Here is a 20,675-nt window from a genome sequence, read left to right as displayed (position 1 = left end):
TGCTGTGATAGGGCGGGATAGTACAAGAGGCGGATGCATTTGCCGATGTGATCGGCAAACTCGACGATTCGCTTGAGAAATTGCGTACGCCGACCATTGCTCTGCGGTCCGTTATCCGCCTTGATTTGGTCTTGTTGGGCATGTCTTTCCGCCAGTTCCCAGCGGGCTTGCGCTACCTCCGGGTGTTTCTCCTCCCACAATTTCGCACCGCAGCAGAATGCGTGGAGTCCCAGACAAACAATCCCGGTACGTTTCTCATGTAGGCCAAGTTGCACCGCCTGCCGACTCCATCCGAAAACGTCCTCTGCACGCCGCGCACGACCACCGCACTATTTCAGCGTCATCTCCGCCTGAAACGCCCTACGGTCCGCCCCCGTCATCTTGCTCGAAGCAAGCTGGATATCGTCAACGTGACCGGCTTCAAAAGAAATCTTGCTGTCAGCTCCCGTGGCGACCCCCATCAGCAATACCTCCAACCTGATAATCTACTGAAAGTATCGCATGCAACGGTATGAACATTAGAGGATATCGCCTTAGGCGGCTTCGGCTGGTGGTCACTCGCCGTCGACCAGATCACCTGCCGCTGTGTGGCCACGGGCGGGTTCGACGCCCAGAAGCTTATCGGTTCTGTGTCGGGGTGAACACGGAGGCGATGTCCGGCGCGGTAATGGCGGCATCGAACCAGGTTTCGATCTGTTCGAGGTCGGCCGCGCCTATTCGCTCGACAATATCCATCGGGATCGCGCCAAAGCGCCGGGAAAGCAGGTGTTGCAGGGCGCGAGCCTCGCCTTCGAGCTTCCCTTCGAGTTTGCCTTCGAGTTTTCCTTCGACCTTGCCTTCGAGTTTTCCTTCTAGTTTCCCTTCGATCCTGCCAATCTGCAGGCCTTCGGCCACCGCCTTGGCTTTCCATTGATCAATATTCGTTTCCAGCATTTCGGTTCCTTTCAGCATGTCATCGAGTTCCGGCAGTGGCAGTCCGGGCATCTTGCGACTGAGACGGTACTGCATCCACTGCATTACCGCACGGTCTATCGTCTGCTTGAATGGCGATTGGGCGACGGCCTGGCCAAGATAGCGGATCGCCCGTTTGGCGTCGTCCGTGTCGTGAGTGTGCTCCATCCGGAATATTGCCGCCATGACCCGTTGCAAGCCTTCGAGATATTCCGCACTGAAGCGCCCCTCATCGAGCAACCAGAATCTCAGTTTTGGCTGAAACTCGGTCAGCACCGCCGGGTGCGGCTGGATCAGGTCGAAGATCTCGGGGCTGTGCTTCCAGCGCGTGTCGCCGTTGTAGATCACGATCGGCAGGACCGGCGGCAGTCCGTCTGCCGGATCGACGGTCTTGCTGCGCACCAGATGGTCGTAGAGCGCTGCAACGTACTGCATCATCCGCACCGGCATGCCCTTGTCGATCGACGCCTGGAACTCGAGCAGCAGGTACAGGTAGATGCGTTGTCCTTGCAGTTCGATCGACCAGACGACGTCGTCTTCGCGCTTTTTCATCGCCGGCGTGATGAAGTTGCCGGCCTCCGGGCGCAGCGTGCCATAGTCCAGCAGTTCGCTTAGGCCGGGAGGGGCAAACACCTCCAGCAGCTCGCGCACCAGGTCGGCGTGCGAGAACAGGTATTTGTAGCCCGCGTCGTGAAGATGAACCATGGCGATGATTGTAGTTCTTCGACGGGGCGTGAACAAGGCGAACGGACAGCGGCTGGCGGGTGGGCACGCGCCGAGCCGGCCGGCGACTCTATTTGGGCTTGCCAAACAGCGCCAGCAGTCCTTCGGCGAGGCTGTGCACGGTCTGCGGGTCCGGTACCGGCAGTCTGAGGTAGCGCTGGCCGGTCGCCGGGTCGGTGTGCACCAAGGTCGATCGACGCTCGCCTTGCGACGCTGCGGCCAGTTCGCCGAGCAGCTGGGCGCCGGCTGCCAGCAGCGGCGCCCAGGGATCGGCGCCGCCCGGTGCGGCCGTTTCGCCGGCGGCTGGCGCTGTTTGCGCCGTGGTGCCGGGCGAGGTGTCCGGTTGCTCATCGCCCACCCCGGTGCCTGGCTGCGTCGCGGCGGCTCTCATCGCCTCGGTCACGCGATCGTCGGCATCGGCGTGTGCCGCCTCGCCGGTAGCGTCCAGCGGCGGCGTGTCCAGGCCGGCGTCTTCGCTGGCGGCCTGGCCTTCGACGGCGCTGGTGGCTTTTTCGACCGCTTCCATGAATTTCGACAGCCGCGTCCCTTGCAGGACAACTTCGCTTTCGCCGCCGTCGAGCACGCCGGCAAACAGCGATTGCTTGAAGGCCAGCACCGACAGCATGCCTTCCTCGATCGTGCCGCGGGCGACGAAGTTGATGACCTGCACGCCGCGCGTCTGGCCGAGGCGGTGCACGCGGCCGATGCGTTGTTCGAGCACCGCCGGATTCCACGGCAGATCCATGTTGACGATCACCGCTGCGGCGTGTTGCAGGTTGAGGCCGACGCCGCCGGCGTCGGTACTGAGAAAAACCCGGCAGTCGGGGTCGTTGTTGAAGCGGTCGATCAGCGCGCCGCGCTTTTCGCTGGGCACGCCGCCGTGGAACAGTACGTGTTGCCAGCCGCGCTCGCTGAGGCGGCGGACGATCAGCTCGTGGGTGCGCAACCACTGGCTGAAGACGACGACCTTGGCTTGCGGGTCGTCGAGGATGTCGTCGAGCAGCGCCGCCAGTTCGTCGGCCTTGTAGCCATGGTCTGTTTCGTGGTCGATCAGGAAAGTGCTGTTGCACGACATGCGCATGTTCTGCAGCGCGCAGCGCATGCGCAGCTGGTCTTTCTCGGAGAGAAAGCCGGTGTGGCGCCAGCGCTGTACGATGCGCGCCACCTGCGCGCGGTTTTCCTCGTGATGGTCGGCCTGCTGCGGGGTCATCGGTACGAACAGGGTGTTGTCGACGCGCTCGGGCAGTTGTTCGAGCACTGCCGCCTTGCGCCGCCGCAACATGATCGGAGCCAGGGTCTCGCCAATTTTATGCAGCTTGCGGTAGCCGATGACGCGGCCGCGCTCGTCGCGCTCCTGGTGTTCGTCGAGCAGGCGCCAGGTCGGGCCGAGGCGGTGCTGATCGACGAACTGGACGATCGAGATCAGCTCCTCGAGGCGGTTTTCCAGCGGCGTGCCGGTGAGTACCAGGGCGTAGGGGCTGTCGACGCGCTTCAGTGCGCGCGCGGCGATGATGTTCCAGTTCTTGATGCGCTGTGCTTCGTCGACGATCACCAGGTCCGGCGCCCAGGCCTGGATCAGGTCGAGGTCGCGGCCCAGGGTTTCGTAGTTGGTGATCTTGCAGAAATCGTCTTGCGCGTAGCGCGCCTGGCGGATCGCACGCAGACCGCCGATGACCGTCGCCTGACGATCGCTGAAGCGCGCGATCTCGCGTTCCCACTGATGCTTGAGCGAGGTCGGGCAGACCACCAGCACGCGTTCGGCGGCGAAGTGCCGAGCAAAAATCTCCATCGCCGCGATCGCCTGTACGGTTTTGCCGAGGCCCATTTCGTCGCCGATCAGGGCGCGCCCGGCGCGCGCGGCGAATAGCGCGCCTTCGCGCTGGTAGGGATACATCCCAACCTTGAGCAGCTGCTGCAGCGCGGGGGTGTCGGCGCCGAGCGGATAGATCAGGGCGAGTGCCTTGCGGCGTGCTTCGCCATCGCGGACTTCGGCGACGTAGGCCAGGGCGTCGTCCTGGCAGCGCAGGTCGTGACCGGTGTTGCGTACCTGGTCGATGAAGTCGGGGAGGTCGGCAAAGCGCTGCGGCGACAGTTGCCAGCCGCTGCTGGTGTCGAAGAGGGTGTTTGTCTGCGCCTGCAGCTCGGCGGGGAAGTCGCTGCCGAGACGCAGGCGGACGCGTCGCTGGCCGGTGTAGTCGAGAAACAGCTCGCTGAACGATTCGCGGAAGCCTTGTTCGAGGGCGTGCTTGTCCGCTCCGTTGGCGCTGATCCGGGCAAGGGTGAATTCGATGTGCTTGCAGGTGCCGAGATCGTTGGTCGCGTAATCAGGGCACGAGCAGCGGTTGTCGCCGGCTTGTGCGCCGCGGATGACGACCCGGTAGCGGCGCCGGCTTTCGGGGTTGAAGACCGCGAAATCGGAAAAAACGCGTTCGTCACCGAGGTTCTCCAGATCGAAAGCCTGCTCGCGGCCGAATTGGCGGCGCAGTCCCCTTTGCCAGGCGTCGACCGGCAGGTCCGCCGGTTTGCGCTGGCGCGAGAGGCGCGGCTCGGTCGTGCCGCGGGAGGCGGCCTTGCGGCCTTTTGGGGTGCTTTTTTCGGAGGGTTTGGTCATGGTGTCGGCGGGCGTGGCTGGGTGGAGTCCAGGAGAGGCGCGTTGGCAGTGTTGGGCTGCTGCTGATTATAGTGGGTTCGCGCAGTCTTGCAGACTGGCGCAAGGCTGCTGATCAGCGTGCACTTTTTTCCTGGCTGAGGAAAGTGGCGAGCTCGCGCGGCGTGCTGAAGCGAAGCCGGTCTGCGTCCGGGAACTCGCCGTAGCCCCAACTCACGGCTGCAAAGAGCAGGCCGTTGGCACGCGCCGCGGCTTCGTCCTCCGGCGTGTCCCCGATATAAATGCAGTTCTGGGCATCCAGCGCCTGCTCGGCGAGGAGGCGGGCGAGCATGGTGCTCTTGTCGGGCAGGCGCGGCGTTTCGCGATCGAGCGCGTACACCTCGGCGAAGTACGGCTCCCATTGCAGGTGCTGCAAAATCAGGCGCGTCGGCGCAAGGCGTTTGTTGGTGGCCAAAAAGCAGCGCGCGCCGTTTGTTGCCAGGGCTTCGAGCAGTTCCGGGATGTCGGCGAAGACTTCGCTGGCACGGTAGCCACTGCTGTCGTAGTGCGCCTTGAAGTGCGCGGCGAGCGCATCGAGGAGGGCCTCGTCGTCGCTGCCGCTGAGCTCGCGCAAGGTTTCGGCAAGCGGCGGGCCGATGCGTACGGCGGCGAGGGCGATCTGCGGCACGATGCCTTTTTCAGCCAGGGCCTTGCCGAAAGCATCCAGGATGGCGGCGCGTGAGTCGATCAGCGTGCCGTCGAGGTCGAAAATGATTGCCTGGAACATGGTGTGATCCGATCGTCGAGGCCATGAAATCTCGGAGTGCAAATCCGAGCTTTCATGGTGTTCAGGTTTGGCGAGAGTGGATGGAGCCGCTTGTCGTTGCGCGGTCAGCGCTTCAGTCGGGCAAACGCACTGGCCATCGCGCCGCTTGCTTGGGGCTGGTTTTGCTGGCGTCGGCGGGCCTTGGCCGAGACTGGCGCCGGCGCCGCGGGTGAGCCTGTGCCGCCCTTCGCGGTGCTCGGCAGCTCATCGGCAAGGCGCATGCTGAGCGCGATGCGTTGGCGCGGCAGGTCGACCTCGAGCACCTTGACCTTGACCACGTCGCCGGCCTTGACGACGCTGCGCGGATCCTTGACGAACTGGTTGGCGATCGCCGAGATATGCACCAGGCCGTCCTGATGGACGCCGATGTCCACGAAGGCGCCGAAGTTGGCGACGTTGGTGACCACGCCTTCGAGGATCATTCCCGGCTGCAGGTCCTTGACCGTCTCGACGCCTTCCCTGAAAGCGGCGGTCTTGAACTCCGGGCGCGGGTCGCGGCCGGGCTTTTCGAGTTCCTTGAGAATGTCGCGGACGGTCGGCAGGCCGAATTTCTCGTCGGTGTATTTCTCGGGGACCAGCGCCTTGAGCAGGCGGCTGTCGCCGATGCACTCACGGATTCCCTTCTTGATGTCGGCGAGCATGCGCTCGACGAGTGGGTAGGCTTCCGGGTGTACCGCCGAACTGTCGAGCGGGTTGTCGCTGTCGTTGATGCGCAGGAAGCCGGCGGCGAGCTCGAATGTTTTCTCGCCGAGGCGCGGCACTTCTCTGAGCGCTTGCCGGTTGGCGAAGGCGCCGTGCCGGTCGCGGTGGGCAACGATGTTCGCGGCCAGGGTCGCGCTCAGTCCGGAGACGCGGGTCAGCAGCGGCACCGAGGCGGTGTTGACGTCCACGCCGACGGCATTGACGCAGTCCTCGACGACGGCGTTGAGCGCCTTTGCCAGGCGGGTCTGGCTGACGTCGTGCTGATACTGGCCGACGCCGATCGACTTGGGGTCGATCTTGACCAGTTCGGCCAGCGGATCCTGCAGGCGGCGGGCGATAGATACCGCGCCGCGCAGGCTGACGTCGACGTCCGGAAACTCGCGCGAGGCGTATTCGGACGCCGAATAGACCGAAGCGCCGGCTTCGGAGACGACGATCTTGCGCAGGCGCAGCTCGGGATGGCGGCCGATCAGCTCGCCGGCCAGGCGGTCGGTTTCGCGCGATGCCGTGCCGTTGCCGATGCTGATCAGGTCGACCTGGTGTTTGCCGGCCAGCAAGGCCAGTTGGTGCAGCGCCCCGTCCCAGTCGCGGCGCGGTTCGTGCGGGTAGATGGTGGTCGTGTCGAGCAGCTTGCCGGTGGCGTCTACGACGGCCACCTTGACGCCGGTGCGCAGGCCGGGATCGAGGCCCATGGTGGCGTGCTTGCCGGCTGGCGCAGCGAGCAGCAGGTCGTGCAGATTGGCGCCAAAAACGCGGATCGCTTCGGCTTCGGCGCGCTCGCGCAGGGCGTTCATCAGTTCCAGTTCGAGGTGCAGCGAAACCTTGATCCGCCAGGTCCAGCGCACGGTGTCGGCGAGCCACTTGTCGGCCGGGCGGCCACGGTCGACGATGGCGAAGCGTCCGGCGATGCGTGCTTCGCAAGGGTTGCTGCCGCTGGCCTGGTCCTGCTCTTCGCTGTCGAGTACCAGCGCCAGTTGCAGCATTCCTTCGTTGCGGCCGCGCAACAGCGCCAGCGCACGGTGCGAGGGGATGGCCAGGATCGCTTCCGAGTAGGCGAAATAGTCGCGGAATTTGGCGGCGTCGTTCTCCCTGCCGGCGACCACGCTGGCGCGCAACACCCCGTGCTCTTCAAGGTGACTGCGTAGATGGCCGAGTAGCGCGGCGTCTTCGGAGAAGCGCTCCATGAGGATCTGGCGGGCGCCGTCGAGGACGCTCCTGACGTCGGCGAAGCCGGCTTCGGCGTTGATATAGCGCTCGGCTTCGCTTTCGGGGGACAGCATCGGCTCGGCAAACAAGGCGTCGGCGAGCGCTTCGAGGCCTGCTTCGCGGGCGATCTGCGCCTTGCTGCGCCGCTTCGGCTTGTACGGCAGATAGAGGTCTTCGAGACGCTGCTTGGTTTCGGCAGTCCTGATTTCCTTGCTCAGCTCGGCAGTCAGCTTGCCCTGTTCGTCGATCGACGCGAGGACTGCGCTGCGGCGCTCTTCCAGCTCGCGCAAATAGATCAGGCGCTCGTCGAGCAGGCGCAACTGGATGTCGTCGAGACCTCCGGTCACTTCCTTGCGGTAGCGGGCGATGAAGGGCACGGTTGCGCCTTCGTCGAGCAGCGCGGTGGTGGCCTGGACCTGCGGTGGGCGGCAGCCGATTTCTTCGGCAATTTTTTCGGCAATACGTCGTTCGGTGGCTGTTGATGGCATCGTTGATTTGTTGGCAGCGTGGCTGACGGAAAAGACGCGCACTATGCAGAATCAAGCGTCAGAACTCAAGGAGGGCGACGCTACGGCGACGGCGACTGGCCCTGCCGTCCGCTCGGCGAGGTGTGCGTGCATGGCCGCAAGGCGCCGCGGGCTATCCACGAAGCGCTTGCCCACCGAAGGAATCCTGCTGCTTGGCGATATCTTTGGCTGCTTTTTCGCGGAGGAGCCTAAAGAAGGCTTAAGTCATGCCGTAGTTGTCTCTATATAGCTAGAAAATCGCCAATAACCGGGAGGAGCAAGAAATGGCTGGAGTTGCTTGGAAGATCCGCGCCGTAATGCTGCTTCAGGTGGCTGCGGCGGCGCTGACTGTGTGGCTGGCGAACAGCGTTCTCGGGGGCGACCTCAAGGCCTGGCTGATGGCTTTCGGCTTTCTGACGCTGGTCGCGCTGCTGCTCGGCGTGGCCCTTGAGAAAAGCCTCGTCAGCCGTCTGAACGCCTTGAGTGCGGTGATCGCCGGCATGTACGCCGATGGCGACCTGAGCCGCCGCGCCGTGGTTCAGGGGAAAGACGAAATAGCCGCCGTGGCGGAGGATTTCAACCGCCTGATCGGCAGCTTTGCGACGATCGTCGGCAAGGTGTTATTCAACTCGGTCGAAGTGGTCAATGCGTCCAAACAACTGCTGGGCGACGCCAACCGTGTTGCCGCGGGCTCCAACCAGCAGCGTGACGCGGCCCTGGCCACGGCCGGTGCGATGAGCGAGCTGACCGAGAACATGAACCAGGTCAGCAAGAGCGCGAGCGAAACGGCCGACATTTCGGAAACCTCGAGCGCGCTTTCTACCGAGGGCATGAGAATCGTCCACAGCGCTTCGGCCGAAATGGAGCAGATCGCCGCGTCGGTCACCGAGTCGGCGCGGGTGGTTTGCGCTCTCGGCGAGCGCTCGAAGGCGATCAGCGGCATTGTTCAGACGATTCGCGAAATCGCCGACCAGACCAATCTGCTGGCGCTCAATGCGGCCATCGAGGCGGCTCGCGCCGGCGACCAGGGGCGCGGTTTCGCGGTCGTCGCCGACGAGGTACGCAAGCTCGCCGAGCGGACCTCACAAGCCACCGGCGAAATCAGCCAGATGATCGCCGCGATTCAGGGCGAGACGCAGAGCGCGATTGCCAGCATCGAAGCCGGCAGCGGGCAGGCTCGCAACGGCGCCGAACTGGCCCGGCAGGCGGCGCAATCGCTGGAGCGCATCAACAGCGGCGCGCGGGCAACGATGGAAAAAGTCGATTCGATCGCCGCTGCCGTGGCCCAGCAGAGTCGCACCGGGCAGAGCATCGCCGATCATGTACGGCGCATCAAGGACATGGCCGACGCCAACAACGCGGTCGCCGCGGAGACGCTGGTGGCTGTCGATCATGTCGAATGCCTGGCCGAGAATCTCCGCGAAATCAGCAACGTCTTCAAGCTTGGCCCGGCCGGCGAGCAGGCGTTGAGCACGCACGCCCGCATGCCGGCGCTGGTCAGGCAGGCGGCGCTGAGCATTGCGCAGCTCTTCGACAAGGCGCTCGATGCGGGCAGGATCAAGCTCGACGATCTGTTTGACGACCGCTACCAGCCGATCGCCAATACGCGGCCACAGAAGTACAAGACGCGTTTCGACGACTTTACCGATCAGCACCTGCCGCCTTTGCAGGAGAGCCTGCTCGAGCAATGCAAGGCGGCGGTGTACGCAATCAGCATCGACCGCAACGCCTATGTGCCGACGCACAACCGGAAATTCTCGCAGCCGCTGACCGGCAACGAGAAGATCGACTTCGTGAACAGCCGCAGCAAGCGCCTGTTCGATGACCCGGTGGGCAAGCGCTGCGGGGCGCACCAGCAACCCTTCCTGCTGCAAACCTATCGTCGTGACACCGGGGAGGTGATGCATGACATCTCGGCGCCGATCTACGTCAAGGGCCGCCATTGGGGCGGTTTTCGGATTGGTTACAAGACCGAAGTTTGAGCGGGCTGGCGGCTTTCTGCGGGCGGCCGCCCGCGCATGACGTCACGGCGTCGCTTGATTTAAGATGCTCGTCGCCATGCAAAGGAAATGAACCATGTCGGATCTACTGAAGAACATTGACGCGCGCACCAAGCTGGCAGGGACCAACAAGCTGGAGATTCTCTTGTTCTCGCTGGGAACCGACGTGCGCACCGGGCGCCAGGAGACTTTCGGCATCAATGTCTTCAAGGTCCGTGAAGTGATGCGTACGCCGCCGATCACGGCGGCACCGGAAATGCCGGCAGCGGTCGAGGGCATGGTCAGTCTGCGCGGGGCACTGGTACCGGTGGTCGATCTGGCGCGTTATGCGCGGGTGGATACGCAGGCGCCGCGTTCGATCATGATCGTTACCGAGTACGCCGGCCATACGCAGGGTTTTCTCGTCGCGGCGGTGGACACCATTCTGCGTCTTGACTGGAGTCAAATGCGGGTGCCGCCGGCGATGCTGCTGGCCGAGCTGGGCGGGTTGGTGACGGCGGTCACCGAGTTGCCGGACGGTCGCCTGGTGATGCTGATGGACGTCGAGAAGATCCTCTCGGAAACCACCCGCTACGATGACGAGATCGTCTATCGCAATATCAAGCCGCTCGACAATCCCGAGCTGACGGTTTTCTTTGCCGACGACTCGGCCGTGGCGCGCAAGCAGATCGAGCGCACGCTGGACGCGATGGGTGTCAAATACGTCGCTGCGATCAATGGTCGCGAAGCCTGGAATGAGCTGGAGAAAGTGGCCGCGTCGGCGCAGACGGCTGGTCAGAAAGTGAGTGAGCTGATCAGTCTGGTATTGACCGACATCGAGATGCCGGAGATGGACGGCTACATTCTCACCAGGAAGATCAAGTCGGACCCACGCTTCGCGGGCGTGCCGGTGATCATGCATTCGTCCCTCTCCGGGATGTCGAACCAGCAACTCGGGAAGTCGGTCGGCGTCGACGAGTACGTGCCCAAATTCGAACCGCAGCGCTTGTCGGAGACGCTGACGCGCCGGCTGCTGGGTGATCTTCCGGCGGCGCAGTTGAGCGCGTATTCGTGACCCGATCCCGCGACCTCTGGAGCGATCATAAATGATGGATTTGGCCGAACGAAAAGAGCTGCTCGAGGGCATGGACGCGCGGACGGGCCTGGCCGGTTCCAACAAGATGGAGATTCTCCTGTTCTCCCTGGGAACGCGCGAGACTTTCGGGATCAACGTCTTCAAAGTGCGCGAAGTCGGGCGAACGCCACACATTACCAGGACCCCGAACATGCCGCACGGCGTCGAAGGCCTGATTTCCCTGCGCGGCAACGTGATTCCGGTGTTGTCACTGATTTCCTTTCTCGAACACAAGGAGCAAGCGCGGGAGCACGGCAAGACGATGATGGTCGCCGAGTATTCGAAGCGCACCCTGGGCTTCCTGGTGCACGAAGTCGATCGCATCATCCGTGTCGACTGGGAAAGAGTGAAGGCGCCAGAAAGCGTGCTGTCGAGCAATCAGGGCCTGATCACGGCGATCACCGAACTCGATGATGGCAAGTTGGTGTCGATTCTCGACGTCGAGCAGATCCTGGCCAATGCCTTTGGCGAGGCGTTGATCGTCGACATCCAGCGCGCCAACGTTGCCGACGACGTGGGGATGTTCTTCGCCGACGATTCGATCGTCGCCCGGCGCAAGATCGTCGAGGTGCTCGACAGACTGGGCGTGAAACACAAACATGCCACCAACGGGGCCGAAGCATGGAGTCGCTTGCAGGCCATCGCCGCGCACGCCAGCCAGAGCGGGACCAGCGTGCGCGAAGAAATACGCCTGATCCTGGTGGATGCCGAAATGCCGGAAATGGACGGTTATGTCCTCACCAAGAACATCAAGGGTGATGCACGTTTTGCAGGTATTCCGGTGGTGATGCACTCGTCACTGTCGTCCGAGGCCAATCATGCGCTGGGCAAGGCGGTGGGCGTCGACGCCTATGTTGCCAAGTTTGACGCGGAGGTGCTTGCCGACACCTTGCGCCCCCTGCTTGAACGTTAATCTGGAAGTCGCGCAAGCGGCTCGCGAATCTCCTTTCTCCACGCGCGGGAGAAAGGCCGGGAAAGAGGGAAACGGTCATGACTTTCATGATTTGCGGCGCCTCGAAATGTCATGACCGTTGAAAGAAGAATCAGGAAAGAACCAGGAGTAGAGAATGGCCGATCCAAAAATGAGAATTCTGGTGGTGGACGATTTCTCGACGATGCGCCGCATCGTCAGAAATCTTCTCAAGGAGCTGGGCTTCGCCAACGTCGACGAGGCCGAGGATGGCGTCATCGCACTGCAGAAGCTGCATGCCGGCGGCTTCGAATTCGTCGTCACCGACTGGAACATGCCGAACATGGATGGCCTGCAACTTCTCAAGGCGATTCGCGGCGCGCCGACCCTCAAGCATCTGCCGGTGATGATGATCACCGCTGAAGCCAAAAAGGAGAACATTATCGCCGCGGCGCAGGCGGGGGCCAGTGGCTACATCGTCAAGCCTTTCACCGCAGCAACCCTCGCCGAGAAGCTGCAGAAAATTTTTGACAAGATGGGTGGCTGAGATGAGCGACTTCGATCGCGCGGGTGATTCGATAGAACTCGAAGCCCTGTTTGACAGCATTGCCGCAGCGGTCACCCCGACCGGCACGGCCGCGGGGCCGGCGGCAGCAGCCAAACCGTCGCTCCTGCAGCAATTGCGCGAAGTCGAAGCCAAGGAAGCCGAGGAAGCCGATAGCGACGACTTGCAGGCCTTGTTCGAAGCCGTGCTTGCCGCGCAAGCGCCGGCCGTTGCGACCGCGGCCAAGGAGAGCGGCGAAGGTGGCGAACAGGAAAGTGGCAACGAGAAAGTGTTCCGACGGGTGGGTCAAATGGCCCGGCAGTTGCACGACACACTCGGCGCACTCGGCTATCACGAGCTTCTCGGCACGGCCGCTGCCGCCATCCCCGATACCCGGGACCGCCTCAACTACGTCGCCAGCTTGACGGAAAAGGCCGCTTGCCGCGTTTTGAACGCCACCGACATCGCCAATCCGCTGCAGGACCAGCTCGAAGCGAGTTCTGCAGCCCTGGCCGCGAAATGGGATGCGCTGTATGCCAACCAGATGGGGGTCGAAGAGTTCAAGAAGCTGGCCGACGACACGCGCGCCTTCCTGACGCAGGGTTTGCCGCAGCACACGGGCGCGACCAAGGCACAATTGCTCGAAATCATGATGGCCCAGGATTTTCAGGACCTCACCGGGCAGGTGATCAAGAAGACCATCGCCGTGGCGCAGGAACTGGAGGCGCAACTGATGGACGTGCTGATCGAAACCATGCCGGGAGAGCGGCGCACCGAATCGGTGATGAGTCTGCTCAACGGCCCGGTGATCAACGTCGAAGGGCGCAGTGACGTCGTCGCCACGCAGCAGCAAGTCGACGATCTACTCGGCAGCCTGGGCTTCTAGGAGATGCGAAATGAGTGATTTTGCCGGGATGGAAGACCTGCTGCAGGATTTCCTGCAGGAAGCCGGTGACCTGCTGTCGGATGTGGACAACAAGCTCGTCGATCTCGAGAGAAGTCCTGACGACAGTCGTTTGCTCAACGACATCTTTCGTGGCTTTCACACCATCAAGGGCGGCGCCGGCTTTCTCAACGCCGGCGAACTGGTGAAGCTGTGCCACTTGACCGAAAACCTTTTCGACAAACTCCGAAACGGCGAGCAGACGCTGACGCCCGAGCTGATGGACACCATCATGGCGGCGACGCAGGGGGTGCGCAACATGTTTGGCGAGATCGGGCAGGGGAGGCAACCTGAACCGGCGCCCGCCCCAGTAAGCGCTCACTTGCGCGCTGCACTGGCAGGGCCGGTCGCCGCACAGGAGGTCGACACGCCCGTGTCTGCGCTCATGGCAGGCAAGGTGCCGACGGCGCCAATTCCGGCCGAGGCTGCTGCTGCCGGCCCCGACTGGCAGCTACTGCACCAGGCTCTGGTCGGCCGGCAAGCGGTGCCGTCGGTCGCGATGCCGCCGTCGGCGTCGGCCACTGTTTCGCCGTCGCCTGCCGCGTCGGCGGTCAGCGCGCCGCGACCGCGGACAAGGACGGCAGTGGACGCGGCCCGGATGCGGCCACATTTCCCGCCGGAAGGCCGGCGCAGCACCGATAATCCAGGCGCTGTCGCCCGTGCGGCGCCTGCGGGCCGGCGTGGCGACGAAAAGGCAGCCGTTCGCGAAACCACCATTCGTGTCGATACGGCGCGTCTCGACCAGGTGCTCAACCTGTCGGGAGAGATCGGCCTGACCAAGAACCGGCTGACCAGCCTGCGTGCCGACATCATCGCCGGCAGAACCGATTCCGAAACGCTGCAGGCGCTCGACCAGGCGGTCAGCCAGCTCGACCTGCTGGTCTCCGACCTGCAAAACTCGGTGATGAAGACGCGCATGCAGCCGATTGGCCGCCTGTTCCAGAAATACCCGCGCATTGCCCGCGATCTGGCGCGGCAGTTGGGCAAGGACATCGAGCTGGAACTGCTGGGCGAAGAGACCGAAGTCGACAAGACGATGATCGAGGATCTGGCCGATCCTTTGGTCCACCTCATTCGTAACGCCGTCGATCACGGCGTCGAGACGGCCGCGCAGCGGCAGGCGGCCGGCAAGCCGGTGAAGAGCGTCGTGCGCCTCGAAGCGCGTCAGGAGGGCGATCACATCGTGCTGATCATTGCCGACGACGGACGCGGCATGAGCCCGGAGAAAATTCGCGCCAAGGCGATCGAAAAAAAAATCATCAGTGAAGAAGAAGCCAATACGCTCGATGATCGGCAGAGCCTGAATCTGATCTTTCTGCCCGGTTTTTCGACCATGGCGCAGGCCTCGGCGGTATCCGGCCGCGGCGTCGGAATGGATGTGGTCAAGACCAATATCCAGAAGCTCAACGGCTCGATCGAGATTCGCTCCGAGCCTGGCAAGGGATCGGTGTTCAGTATTTCGCTGCCCCTGACCCTGGCCATCCTGCCGGTGCTGCTGGTGCTCCTGGGTGAGCAGCCGTTCGCCCTGCCGCTGTCCATGGTCCGGGAGATTCTGCCGATCGACCACGAGCGAATGCAAGAAGTGGGCGGCAAGGAGACGGTTGTCGTCCGCGGTGAGATCCTGCCGGTGATCGCACTGTCGCGCCTGCTCGGCTGGCCGCAGCTGCAACGCCCCGAGTATGGCGTCTTGATGCAGACCGCCGAGCGCAGCTTCATTCTCGCGGTCGACAACTTTGCCGGTCGCGACGATGCGGTGATCAAGGCGCTTGACGACTTCCGTCCGCGCGGGGTAGCCGGCGTGACGACGCTGTCGAATGGGCAGATCGTGTTGATCCTCGAGATGAAGGAACTGCTCAGCGATTTGTCGGCCAACAACGACCGCGAGGCGCGCAGCGCACCGACCAGAGCGCTCGAATTTTTTGCGTAAACATGTGCATTGGCAGTTTTTTTTGAGGGGGGGCTACGGCCCCCCCATTTTTTTTTGCGCGCCAGCAACAAGTGTTGCTGGCGCGCCACTATTCGAGAATTTGCCTAAATAAGGCGTCTTATATGTTTATTTAATATAGTTTTTTCCTATAATAGCCTCGGGACCACTGGGAGCTCGAAATGGCTGAGGAAAGCGACCTCGAAAAAACCGAAGCAGCATCGTCAAGGCGCTTGGAGCAGGCGCGCGAGGAGGGACAGGTTCCGCGTTCGCGGGAGATTGGCACCTTCCTCGTTCTGATGGTTGGCGCGGCGGCGTTCTGGCTGATGGGGCCGTGGATGGTTGAGCGGGTGTCCGGGTTTTTTCGCCGCGGTCTGGTGCTCGATCACGGTCTGGCCACTGAGCCGACACAGATGCTGGTCCGCCTGGCCGATATTTCGCTCGACGCCTTGCTTTCTTTCGCACCGCTGTTCGCGGCGCTGATCGTGGCCGCGCTGCTGTCGCCGTTTTTCCTGGGTAGCTGGAACTTCTCTGCGAAAGCGCTGCAACCTGACCTGAGCCGTCTCAATCTGCTCAAGGGTCTGGGGCGCGTGATCTCGTGGAACGGCCTGGTGGAACTGGTCAAGGCCGTGGTCAAGTCGTCGCTGGTCGGCGGAGTTGCCGTTCTGGTCCTGTGGAACGAGAGTGGCGATCTGCTGGCGATGTTCGCGCAATCGATCGAGCTTGCTCTGGCCAGCGCGGGCCATTTGCTCAGTTTCAATTTTCTGGTCATCGTTTCGGTCATGCTCTTGATCGTTGCGGTGGACGTGCCGTTTCAGATCTGGCAATACCACGACAAGCTGAAGATGACGCGTGCGGAAGTCAAGAAGGAAGGCAAGGAACTGGAAGGCAATCCAGAAGTCAAGAGCCGCATTCGTCAGCTGCAGCGCGAGGCCGCCCGCAAGCGGATGATGTCGGCGGTGCCGGCGGCCGACGTGATTGTCACCAACCCCAGTCACTATGCGGTGGCGCTGGCCTACAAGGCAGGCATGGGAGCGCCGAAGCTGCTGGCCAAGGGAATGGGCGAGGTGGCGCTCAAAATCCGCCAGATCGGCGCCGAGAATACTGTTCCGACGGTCGAGGCTGCGCCCCTGGCGCGCGCACTTTATCGTCACGGCGAACTCGACCAGGAGATACCTGCCGCCCTTTACGCGGCGGTCGCCGAGGTGCTGGCCTACGTCTACCAGCTGAGCAGCTGGCGCGCGGTGGGCGGCACCTATCCGTTGCCGCCGCGAGAAATCGCTGTTCCGGTCGAACTCGTCCCGGAGGCCGCGCATGGCTAACGCCGGCGCCATCGTGCTGCAGGATCTCGTCGCCCGCTTCGGGCAGCGGCAGATCGCCGGTCCGCTGCTGATCCTGGCGATCCTGGCGATGATGGTCTTGCCTCTGCCACCGTTTGTGCTGGATCTCTTTTTTACTTTCAATATCGCCATTTCGGTGATCGTCATGCTGGTTGCAATGAGCGTGATGAAGCCGCTGGATTTCTCCGTTTTCCCGACCGTGCTGCTGGTCACCACCCTCCTGCGCCTGTCACTAAACGTTGCCTCGACGCGCATTGTGTTGCTTGAAGGGCATACCGGGCCGGGCGCCGCGGGGCAGGTCATCGAAGCCTTCGGGCATTTCCTGGTCGGCGGCAACTATGCCGTCGGTTTGGTGGTGTTTACGATTCTGGTGATCATCAACTTCGTGGTCATCACCAAAGGTGCCGGTCGGGTCGCCGAAGTGGCGGCGCGCTTCACGCTGGATGCCATGCCCGGCAAGCAGATGGCCATCGACGCCGATCTCAATGCCGGCTTGATCGGTGAGGACGAGGCGCGCAAGCGCCGCGCAACGATTGCTGAAGAAGCGGACTTCTTCGGTTCCATGGACGGGGCCTCCAAGTTCGTCCGTGGCGATGCGGTCGCCGGCATCCTGATCATGTTGATCAACGTCGTCGGCGGCCTCTTCGTCGGCGTCCTGCAGCACGACATGGACATCGCGGCGGCGGCCAGGACCTACACCCTGTTGACCATTGGCGATGGCCTGGTGGCGCAGATCCCGGCCTTGATCATATCGATCGCAGCCGGCATGGTCGTGACCCGCGTCGGTGACGGCCAGGATGTCTCGCAACAGTTCATCGCGCAGCTTTTCAAGAACCCCCGGCTGATCTTTCTGAGCGCCGGGATCATTGGTCTGCTGGGCCTGATTCCCGGCATGCCGAACTTCGTTTTTCTGCTCCTGGCCGGTGTTCTGGGCGCCATCGCCTGGCGAATCGAGAAAGGCGAGCGGGTCGCCGCACCGCTACCGGTTGCCGCGGCGCCGGTCGCTGCCCGAGAAACCCAGGAGGCAAGCTGGGCTGACGTAACGGCGCTCGACATCCTCGGTCTGGAGGTCGGCTACCGACTGATTCCGCTGGTCGACAAGGCGCAGGACGGTGAGTTGCTGCGCCGCATCCGCGGCATTCGCAAAAAGTTTGCCCAGGAAGTGGGCTTCCTGGTTTCCCCGGTGCACATTCGCGACAACCTGGAACTGAAACCGAATGCCTACAAGATCTTGCTCAAGGGCGTCGAAATCGGCGACGGAGAAGCTTTCCCCGGGAATCTGCTGGCCATCAACCCCGGTCGCGTTGCCGGCGAGGTACCGGGCACGGTGACCAGGGATCCTGCCTACGGCCTGCCGGCGGTGTGGATCGAGATGGCTATGCGGGAGCAGGCGCAGGCCTATGGATACACCGTCGTCGATGCCAGCACGGTGACCGCGACGCACCTCAATCAGCTGATCCTGTCGCACGCCGCCGAGCTACTCGGGCGCCAGGAGACGCAGGCCCTGCTCGATCACCTGGCCAAGGAGATGCCCAAGCTGGTCGAGGACGTGGTGCCCAAGCTGTTGACCCTTGGCGTTTTCCAGAAAGTCTTGCGCAACCTCCTCGAAGAGGGGGTGTCCTTGCGCGACATGCGCACGATCATCGAAACCCTGGCCGAAGCGGCGCCGCGCTCGCAGGACGCGGAGGTGCTGACCGCACAGCTGCGCATTGCCCTGGGTCGTTCGATTGCTCAGGAGCTGTTCCCGGGAGGGGCTGAAATGCAGGTGATGTCGCTGGATCCGCAGCTCGAGCGGATTCTTCTCCAGGCGCTTGGCGGTGGCGGCGACGGTGCCAGTATCGAACCAGGTCTGGCTGATACCCTGCTACGCGAGGCGGTCGCCGCGGCGCAGCGGCAGGAAGAGGTCGGCTTGCCGACCGTGCTGCTGGTTCCCGGAAATCTCCGCACGCTGCTGTCCCGCTTTCTGCGTCGGAGCATCCCGCATTTGAAAGTACTGGCGCACGGCGAAGTGCCTGAAAACAGAACCATCAAAGTTACCTCGATTATTGGAGGCAAGGTATGAACGTCAGGAAATTCATCGCCGCGACCGCGCGTGACGCACTGCGCAAGGTCAAGGAGACGCTGGGGCCCGACGCGATCATTCTCTCCAATCGTGGGATTCCCGGAGGTGTCGAGATCATGGCGGTTGCCGCCCGCGACATGGAGATGATCGTTCCGACCGCCGAGCGCGAGCCAGGGCCACGTCGCAAGGAGGCTGCACCAGGTCCTTCGCTCGAGCCGCACGGCGAGCGCCCGGCGGCCCCGCGACAGGCGCCGGCGTCGGCCGCGTCAACCACCAGCGCACCGCAGAGGGCACGCCTGGGACAGCCGCCGCCGTTGTCGGTGCGCGCCAGGCCGCAGGTCGATCTGCCGCGAGCAGTGCCGCCGCATGCGCCGCCGGTGAAAGCAGAAGTCGTTCCGGCGGCCGTGATCGACGAGATTCGCTCCTTGCGAAAAATTGTCGAGCAGCATCTGGCCGGTTTCGCCTGGGGCGAGTCGGCGCGCGCCGAGCCGGTGAAGACCGAGATTCTTCGCCAGTTGCTCGACGCCGGCTTTTCGCCAAAGTTCGCCCGCGATTTGCTTGCCGATCTGCCGCGCGATCTCGATGCCGCACAGGCGCTGGCCTGGGTCAAGGGAGGTGCCGATCGAGGCCTGCTGACGAGTGACAGCGAGAGCGATATTGTCGACCGAGGTGGCGTCTACGCGCTGGTCGGGCCGACCGGTGTCGGCAAGACCACCACCACCGCCAAACTCGCCGCCCGCTGCGTGCTGCGGCACGGCGCCAGGAAGCTGGCGCTGGTGACCACCGACGGCTATCGGATCGGCGCGCACGAACAGCTGCGCATCTATGGGCGGATTCTCGGCGTCTCGGTTCATCTGGCCCGGGATGCCGCCGACCTGCGTGCGACGCTGCAGGATTTGCAGCACACGCATATGGTGCTGATCGATACCATGGGCATGAGTCAGCGCGATCGGCTGGTCAGCGAGCAGGTGGCGATGTTCGGTGATAACGACGTCAAGTCGCTGCTGCTGTTGTCGGCCACCAGTCGTGGCGATACGCTCGACGACGTGATCAGGGCGTATAACGGACTGCAGAACCTCGCCGGTTGCATTCTGACCAAGGTCGACGAAGCCGCGAGTCTGGCGTCGTCGCTCGATGTCATCATCCGTCATCGCCTGCGCCTGTATTACGTTTCGAACGGGCAGCGCGTACCGGAAGACCTGCACCTGCCCAATCGCCCTTATCTGGTGCACCGTGCTTTCAAGGATTTGCCGGACAGCTCGCCGCATCGTCTCGCCGGCCTCGAACCAGGCCTGATGATGGCCAGCGCCGCCGCCAACGCGGCCCACACGACCAAGGTCGTCTCTGCCGGCGGAGGTCAGCGTGCTTAATCTTCGCGGCGATCAGGCGGCTGGGCTGAGGCGTCTCTTCGGCCGCCCGCGGCTGCGTATCGTCAGCTTCGCCGCCGGCAGCGTCGGCGTTGGCAAGAGCGTTTCGGTGGCCAACCTGGCGGCGTGCCTGGCCCGTCAGGGCAAGGAAGTGCTGGTGGTCGATGAGAACAGCGACGACAGTGTTGCCGCCTACTACGGCGTGCTCGTGCGCCACGATCTGCAGCAGGTGGTGCGTTGCGAGAAGCCCTTGTCCGAGGTGATTCTTTCGGTGGCGCCGGGGGTCCGCGTCCTGCCCGCCGCGAAGGTGGTCCAACGGCTGGCGACTCTGAGTGCTGCCGAGCAGCGCATCCTGCTCGATAGTTTTGGCCAGATTGGCCGACCGGCGGACATCGTTCTCGTCGATACCTCGCTTGATCATCCGCTCGGCTTTTCGCCACTCGCCCTGGCGGCACACGATACGGTCATCGTCGTCTCGCCGAATGGGGCGTCGATTACGGACGCCTACGCGCTGATCAAGAAAGTCAGCCTGGGCTATGCGCGCAAGCATTTTCGCATTCTGGTGAACAAGGCGCGGAGCGCGAGCGATGCGCAGGCGGTCCATGACAACATTGCCGCGGTGGCGCACAGTCGCCAGCTCGCCCGTCTTGATTATGCCGGTTACGTGCCGCTCGACGAGTCTTTGCGGCAGGCGTCCCGGCTCTGCCAACCGGTCGCCGCGCTGTTTCCGGAGGCGCCGTCAGCAATGGCCTATCAGAACGTGGTCCGCGAACTGCTCAACTGGCCCGGCGGTGACGCCGACGCCCGCGGTCTGGAACATTTCGTGCAACAACTGCTACACTTGAGCCAACGTATCGACCCCACAGCTATCTACGCCTGATCGCTCTCTGCCAAACGGTCATGCCTTGTAGCCCCCCTGATGATGAACGTCATGACCACTCCCCTTACTTGCAGTGTGCACTCCGGCTTG

14 protein-coding genes and 1 pseudogene are annotated in these 20,675 nt (G+C 63.2%); 10 read left to right on the top strand and 5 right to left on the bottom strand.

Features of this window, described 5'->3' with window-relative positions:
- Window positions 1-71 precede the first annotated feature (71 nt).
- The 5 genes and pseudogenes from V5B40_RS25280 to V5B40_RS11930 form a co-directional block, all read right to left on the bottom strand.
- Window positions 72-275: pseudogene (locus tag V5B40_RS25280) on the bottom strand (hypothetical protein); the annotation flags it as partial.
- Window positions 276-618: 343 nt separating this feature from the next.
- Window positions 619-1,656: an Rpn family recombination-promoting nuclease/putative transposase gene (locus tag V5B40_RS11945; protein WP_332354705.1), complete on the bottom strand. Its 1,038-nt coding sequence runs from the start codon at window positions 1,654-1,656 to the stop codon at window positions 619-621.
- A gap of 88 nt (window positions 1,657-1,744) precedes the next feature.
- Complete coding sequence (locus V5B40_RS11940) at window positions 1,745-4,285, bottom strand: DEAD/DEAH box helicase (RefSeq protein WP_332354704.1); 2,541 nt, start codon at window positions 4,283-4,285, stop codon at window positions 1,745-1,747.
- A gap of 112 nt (window positions 4,286-4,397) precedes the next feature.
- A complete protein-coding gene (locus V5B40_RS11935) occupies window positions 4,398-5,048 on the bottom strand; it encodes an HAD family hydrolase (protein ID WP_332354703.1) in 651 nt (216 codons plus the stop codon).
- Between the two features lie 104 nt (window positions 5,049-5,152).
- The gene (locus V5B40_RS11930; RefSeq protein WP_332354702.1) at window positions 5,153-7,483 is read right to left on the bottom strand and encodes a Tex family protein; all 2,331 of its coding nucleotides are present in this window, start codon (window positions 7,481-7,483) and stop codon (window positions 5,153-5,155) included.
- Between the two features lie 302 nt (window positions 7,484-7,785).
- On the opposite strand from V5B40_RS11930, the gene V5B40_RS11925 reads away from it, so the two are divergent.
- From V5B40_RS11925 to V5B40_RS11880, 10 genes are all read left to right on the top strand, one after another.
- Window positions 7,786-9,483, top strand: coding sequence for a methyl-accepting chemotaxis protein (locus tag V5B40_RS11925; RefSeq protein ID WP_332354701.1), 1,698 nt, complete (start codon window positions 7,786-7,788; stop codon window positions 9,481-9,483).
- Between the two features lie 94 nt (window positions 9,484-9,577).
- Window positions 9,578-10,555, top strand: a complete 978-nt coding sequence (locus V5B40_RS11920; RefSeq protein ID WP_332354700.1) for a chemotaxis protein — start codon at window positions 9,578-9,580, stop codon at window positions 10,553-10,555.
- 34 nt (window positions 10,556-10,589) lie between these two features.
- Window positions 10,590-11,528 carry a chemotaxis protein gene (locus V5B40_RS11915; RefSeq protein WP_332354901.1) on the top strand — a complete coding sequence of 313 codons (939 nt, stop codon included), beginning with the start codon at window positions 10,590-10,592 and terminating at the stop codon, window positions 11,526-11,528.
- A gap of 154 nt (window positions 11,529-11,682) precedes the next feature.
- On the top strand, window positions 11,683-12,072 hold the full coding sequence (gene cheY / locus V5B40_RS11910; RefSeq protein WP_332354699.1) for a chemotaxis response regulator CheY: 390 nt from the start codon (window positions 11,683-11,685) through the stop codon (window positions 12,070-12,072).
- A gap of 1 nt (window position 12,073) precedes the next feature.
- Window positions 12,074-12,955, top strand: coding sequence for a protein phosphatase CheZ (gene cheZ, locus V5B40_RS11905; RefSeq protein WP_332354698.1), 882 nt, complete (start codon window positions 12,074-12,076; stop codon window positions 12,953-12,955).
- A gap of 10 nt (window positions 12,956-12,965) precedes the next feature.
- A complete protein-coding gene (locus V5B40_RS11900) occupies window positions 12,966-14,939 on the top strand; it encodes a chemotaxis protein CheA (protein WP_332354697.1) in 1,974 nt (657 codons plus the stop codon).
- 179 nt (window positions 14,940-15,118) lie between these two features.
- Window positions 15,119-16,258 (top strand): flagellar biosynthesis protein FlhB, encoded by a 1,140-nt coding sequence (gene flhB / locus V5B40_RS11895; protein WP_332354696.1) that lies wholly within the window; start codon window positions 15,119-15,121, stop codon window positions 16,256-16,258.
- Entirely contained in the window at window positions 16,251-18,338 is a 2,088-nt protein-coding gene (gene flhA, locus V5B40_RS11890) for a flagellar biosynthesis protein FlhA (RefSeq protein ID WP_332354695.1), read from the top strand. The genes flhB and flhA overlap by 8 nt, the downstream gene beginning before the upstream one ends.
- Window positions 18,335-19,708, top strand: a complete 1,374-nt coding sequence (gene flhF, locus V5B40_RS11885) for a flagellar biosynthesis protein FlhF (RefSeq protein WP_332354694.1) — start codon at window positions 18,335-18,337, stop codon at window positions 19,706-19,708. Before flhA ends, flhF begins: the two co-directional genes overlap by 4 nt.
- Entirely contained in the window at window positions 19,701-20,585 is an 885-nt protein-coding gene (locus tag V5B40_RS11880; RefSeq protein ID WP_332354693.1) for an AAA family ATPase, read from the top strand. Before flhF ends, V5B40_RS11880 begins: the two co-directional genes overlap by 8 nt.
- Window positions 20,586-20,675: the final 90 nt, after the last annotated feature.

The sequence above is a fragment of the Candidatus Accumulibacter meliphilus genome, from assembly GCF_036625345.1.
Lineage (GTDB): Bacteria > Pseudomonadota > Gammaproteobacteria > Burkholderiales > Rhodocyclaceae > Accumulibacter > Accumulibacter meliphilus.
The sequence above is the reverse complement of the archived record's forward strand: the minus strand, read 5'-3'. Positions and strand labels throughout refer to the sequence as shown.

Excerpts from the sequence above, each read along its gene's own strand:
- V5B40_RS11920 (WP_332354700.1), top strand. The coding sequence starts at position 9,578 with ATGTCGGATCTACTGAAGAACATTGACGCGCGCACCAAGCTGGCAGGG.
- V5B40_RS11900 (WP_332354697.1), top strand. The coding sequence starts at position 12,966 with ATGAGTGATTTTGCCGGGATGGAAGACCTGCTGCAGGATTTCCTGCAG.
- V5B40_RS11940 (WP_332354704.1), bottom strand. The coding sequence starts at position 4,285 with ATGACCAAACCCTCCGAAAAAAGCACCCCAAAAGGCCGCAAGGCCGCC.
- cheZ (WP_332354698.1), top strand. The coding sequence starts at position 12,074 with ATGAGCGACTTCGATCGCGCGGGTGATTCGATAGAACTCGAAGCCCTG.
- V5B40_RS11930 (WP_332354702.1), bottom strand. The coding sequence starts at position 7,483 with ATGCCATCAACAGCCACCGAACGACGTATTGCCGAAAAAATTGCCGAA.
- V5B40_RS11945 (WP_332354705.1), bottom strand. The coding sequence starts at position 1,656 with ATGGTTCATCTTCACGACGCGGGCTACAAATACCTGTTCTCGCACGCC.
- cheY (WP_332354699.1), top strand. The coding sequence starts at position 11,683 with ATGGCCGATCCAAAAATGAGAATTCTGGTGGTGGACGATTTCTCGACG.
- flhB (WP_332354696.1), top strand. The coding sequence starts at position 15,119 with ATGGCTGAGGAAAGCGACCTCGAAAAAACCGAAGCAGCATCGTCAAGG.
- flhF (WP_332354694.1), top strand. The coding sequence starts at position 18,335 with ATGAACGTCAGGAAATTCATCGCCGCGACCGCGCGTGACGCACTGCGC.
- flhA (WP_332354695.1), top strand. The coding sequence starts at position 16,251 with ATGGCTAACGCCGGCGCCATCGTGCTGCAGGATCTCGTCGCCCGCTTC.
- V5B40_RS11915 (WP_332354901.1), top strand. The coding sequence starts at position 10,590 with ATGGATTTGGCCGAACGAAAAGAGCTGCTCGAGGGCATGGACGCGCGG.
- V5B40_RS11925 (WP_332354701.1), top strand. The coding sequence starts at position 7,786 with ATGGCTGGAGTTGCTTGGAAGATCCGCGCCGTAATGCTGCTTCAGGTG.
- V5B40_RS11935 (WP_332354703.1), bottom strand. The coding sequence starts at position 5,048 with ATGTTCCAGGCAATCATTTTCGACCTCGACGGCACGCTGATCGACTCA.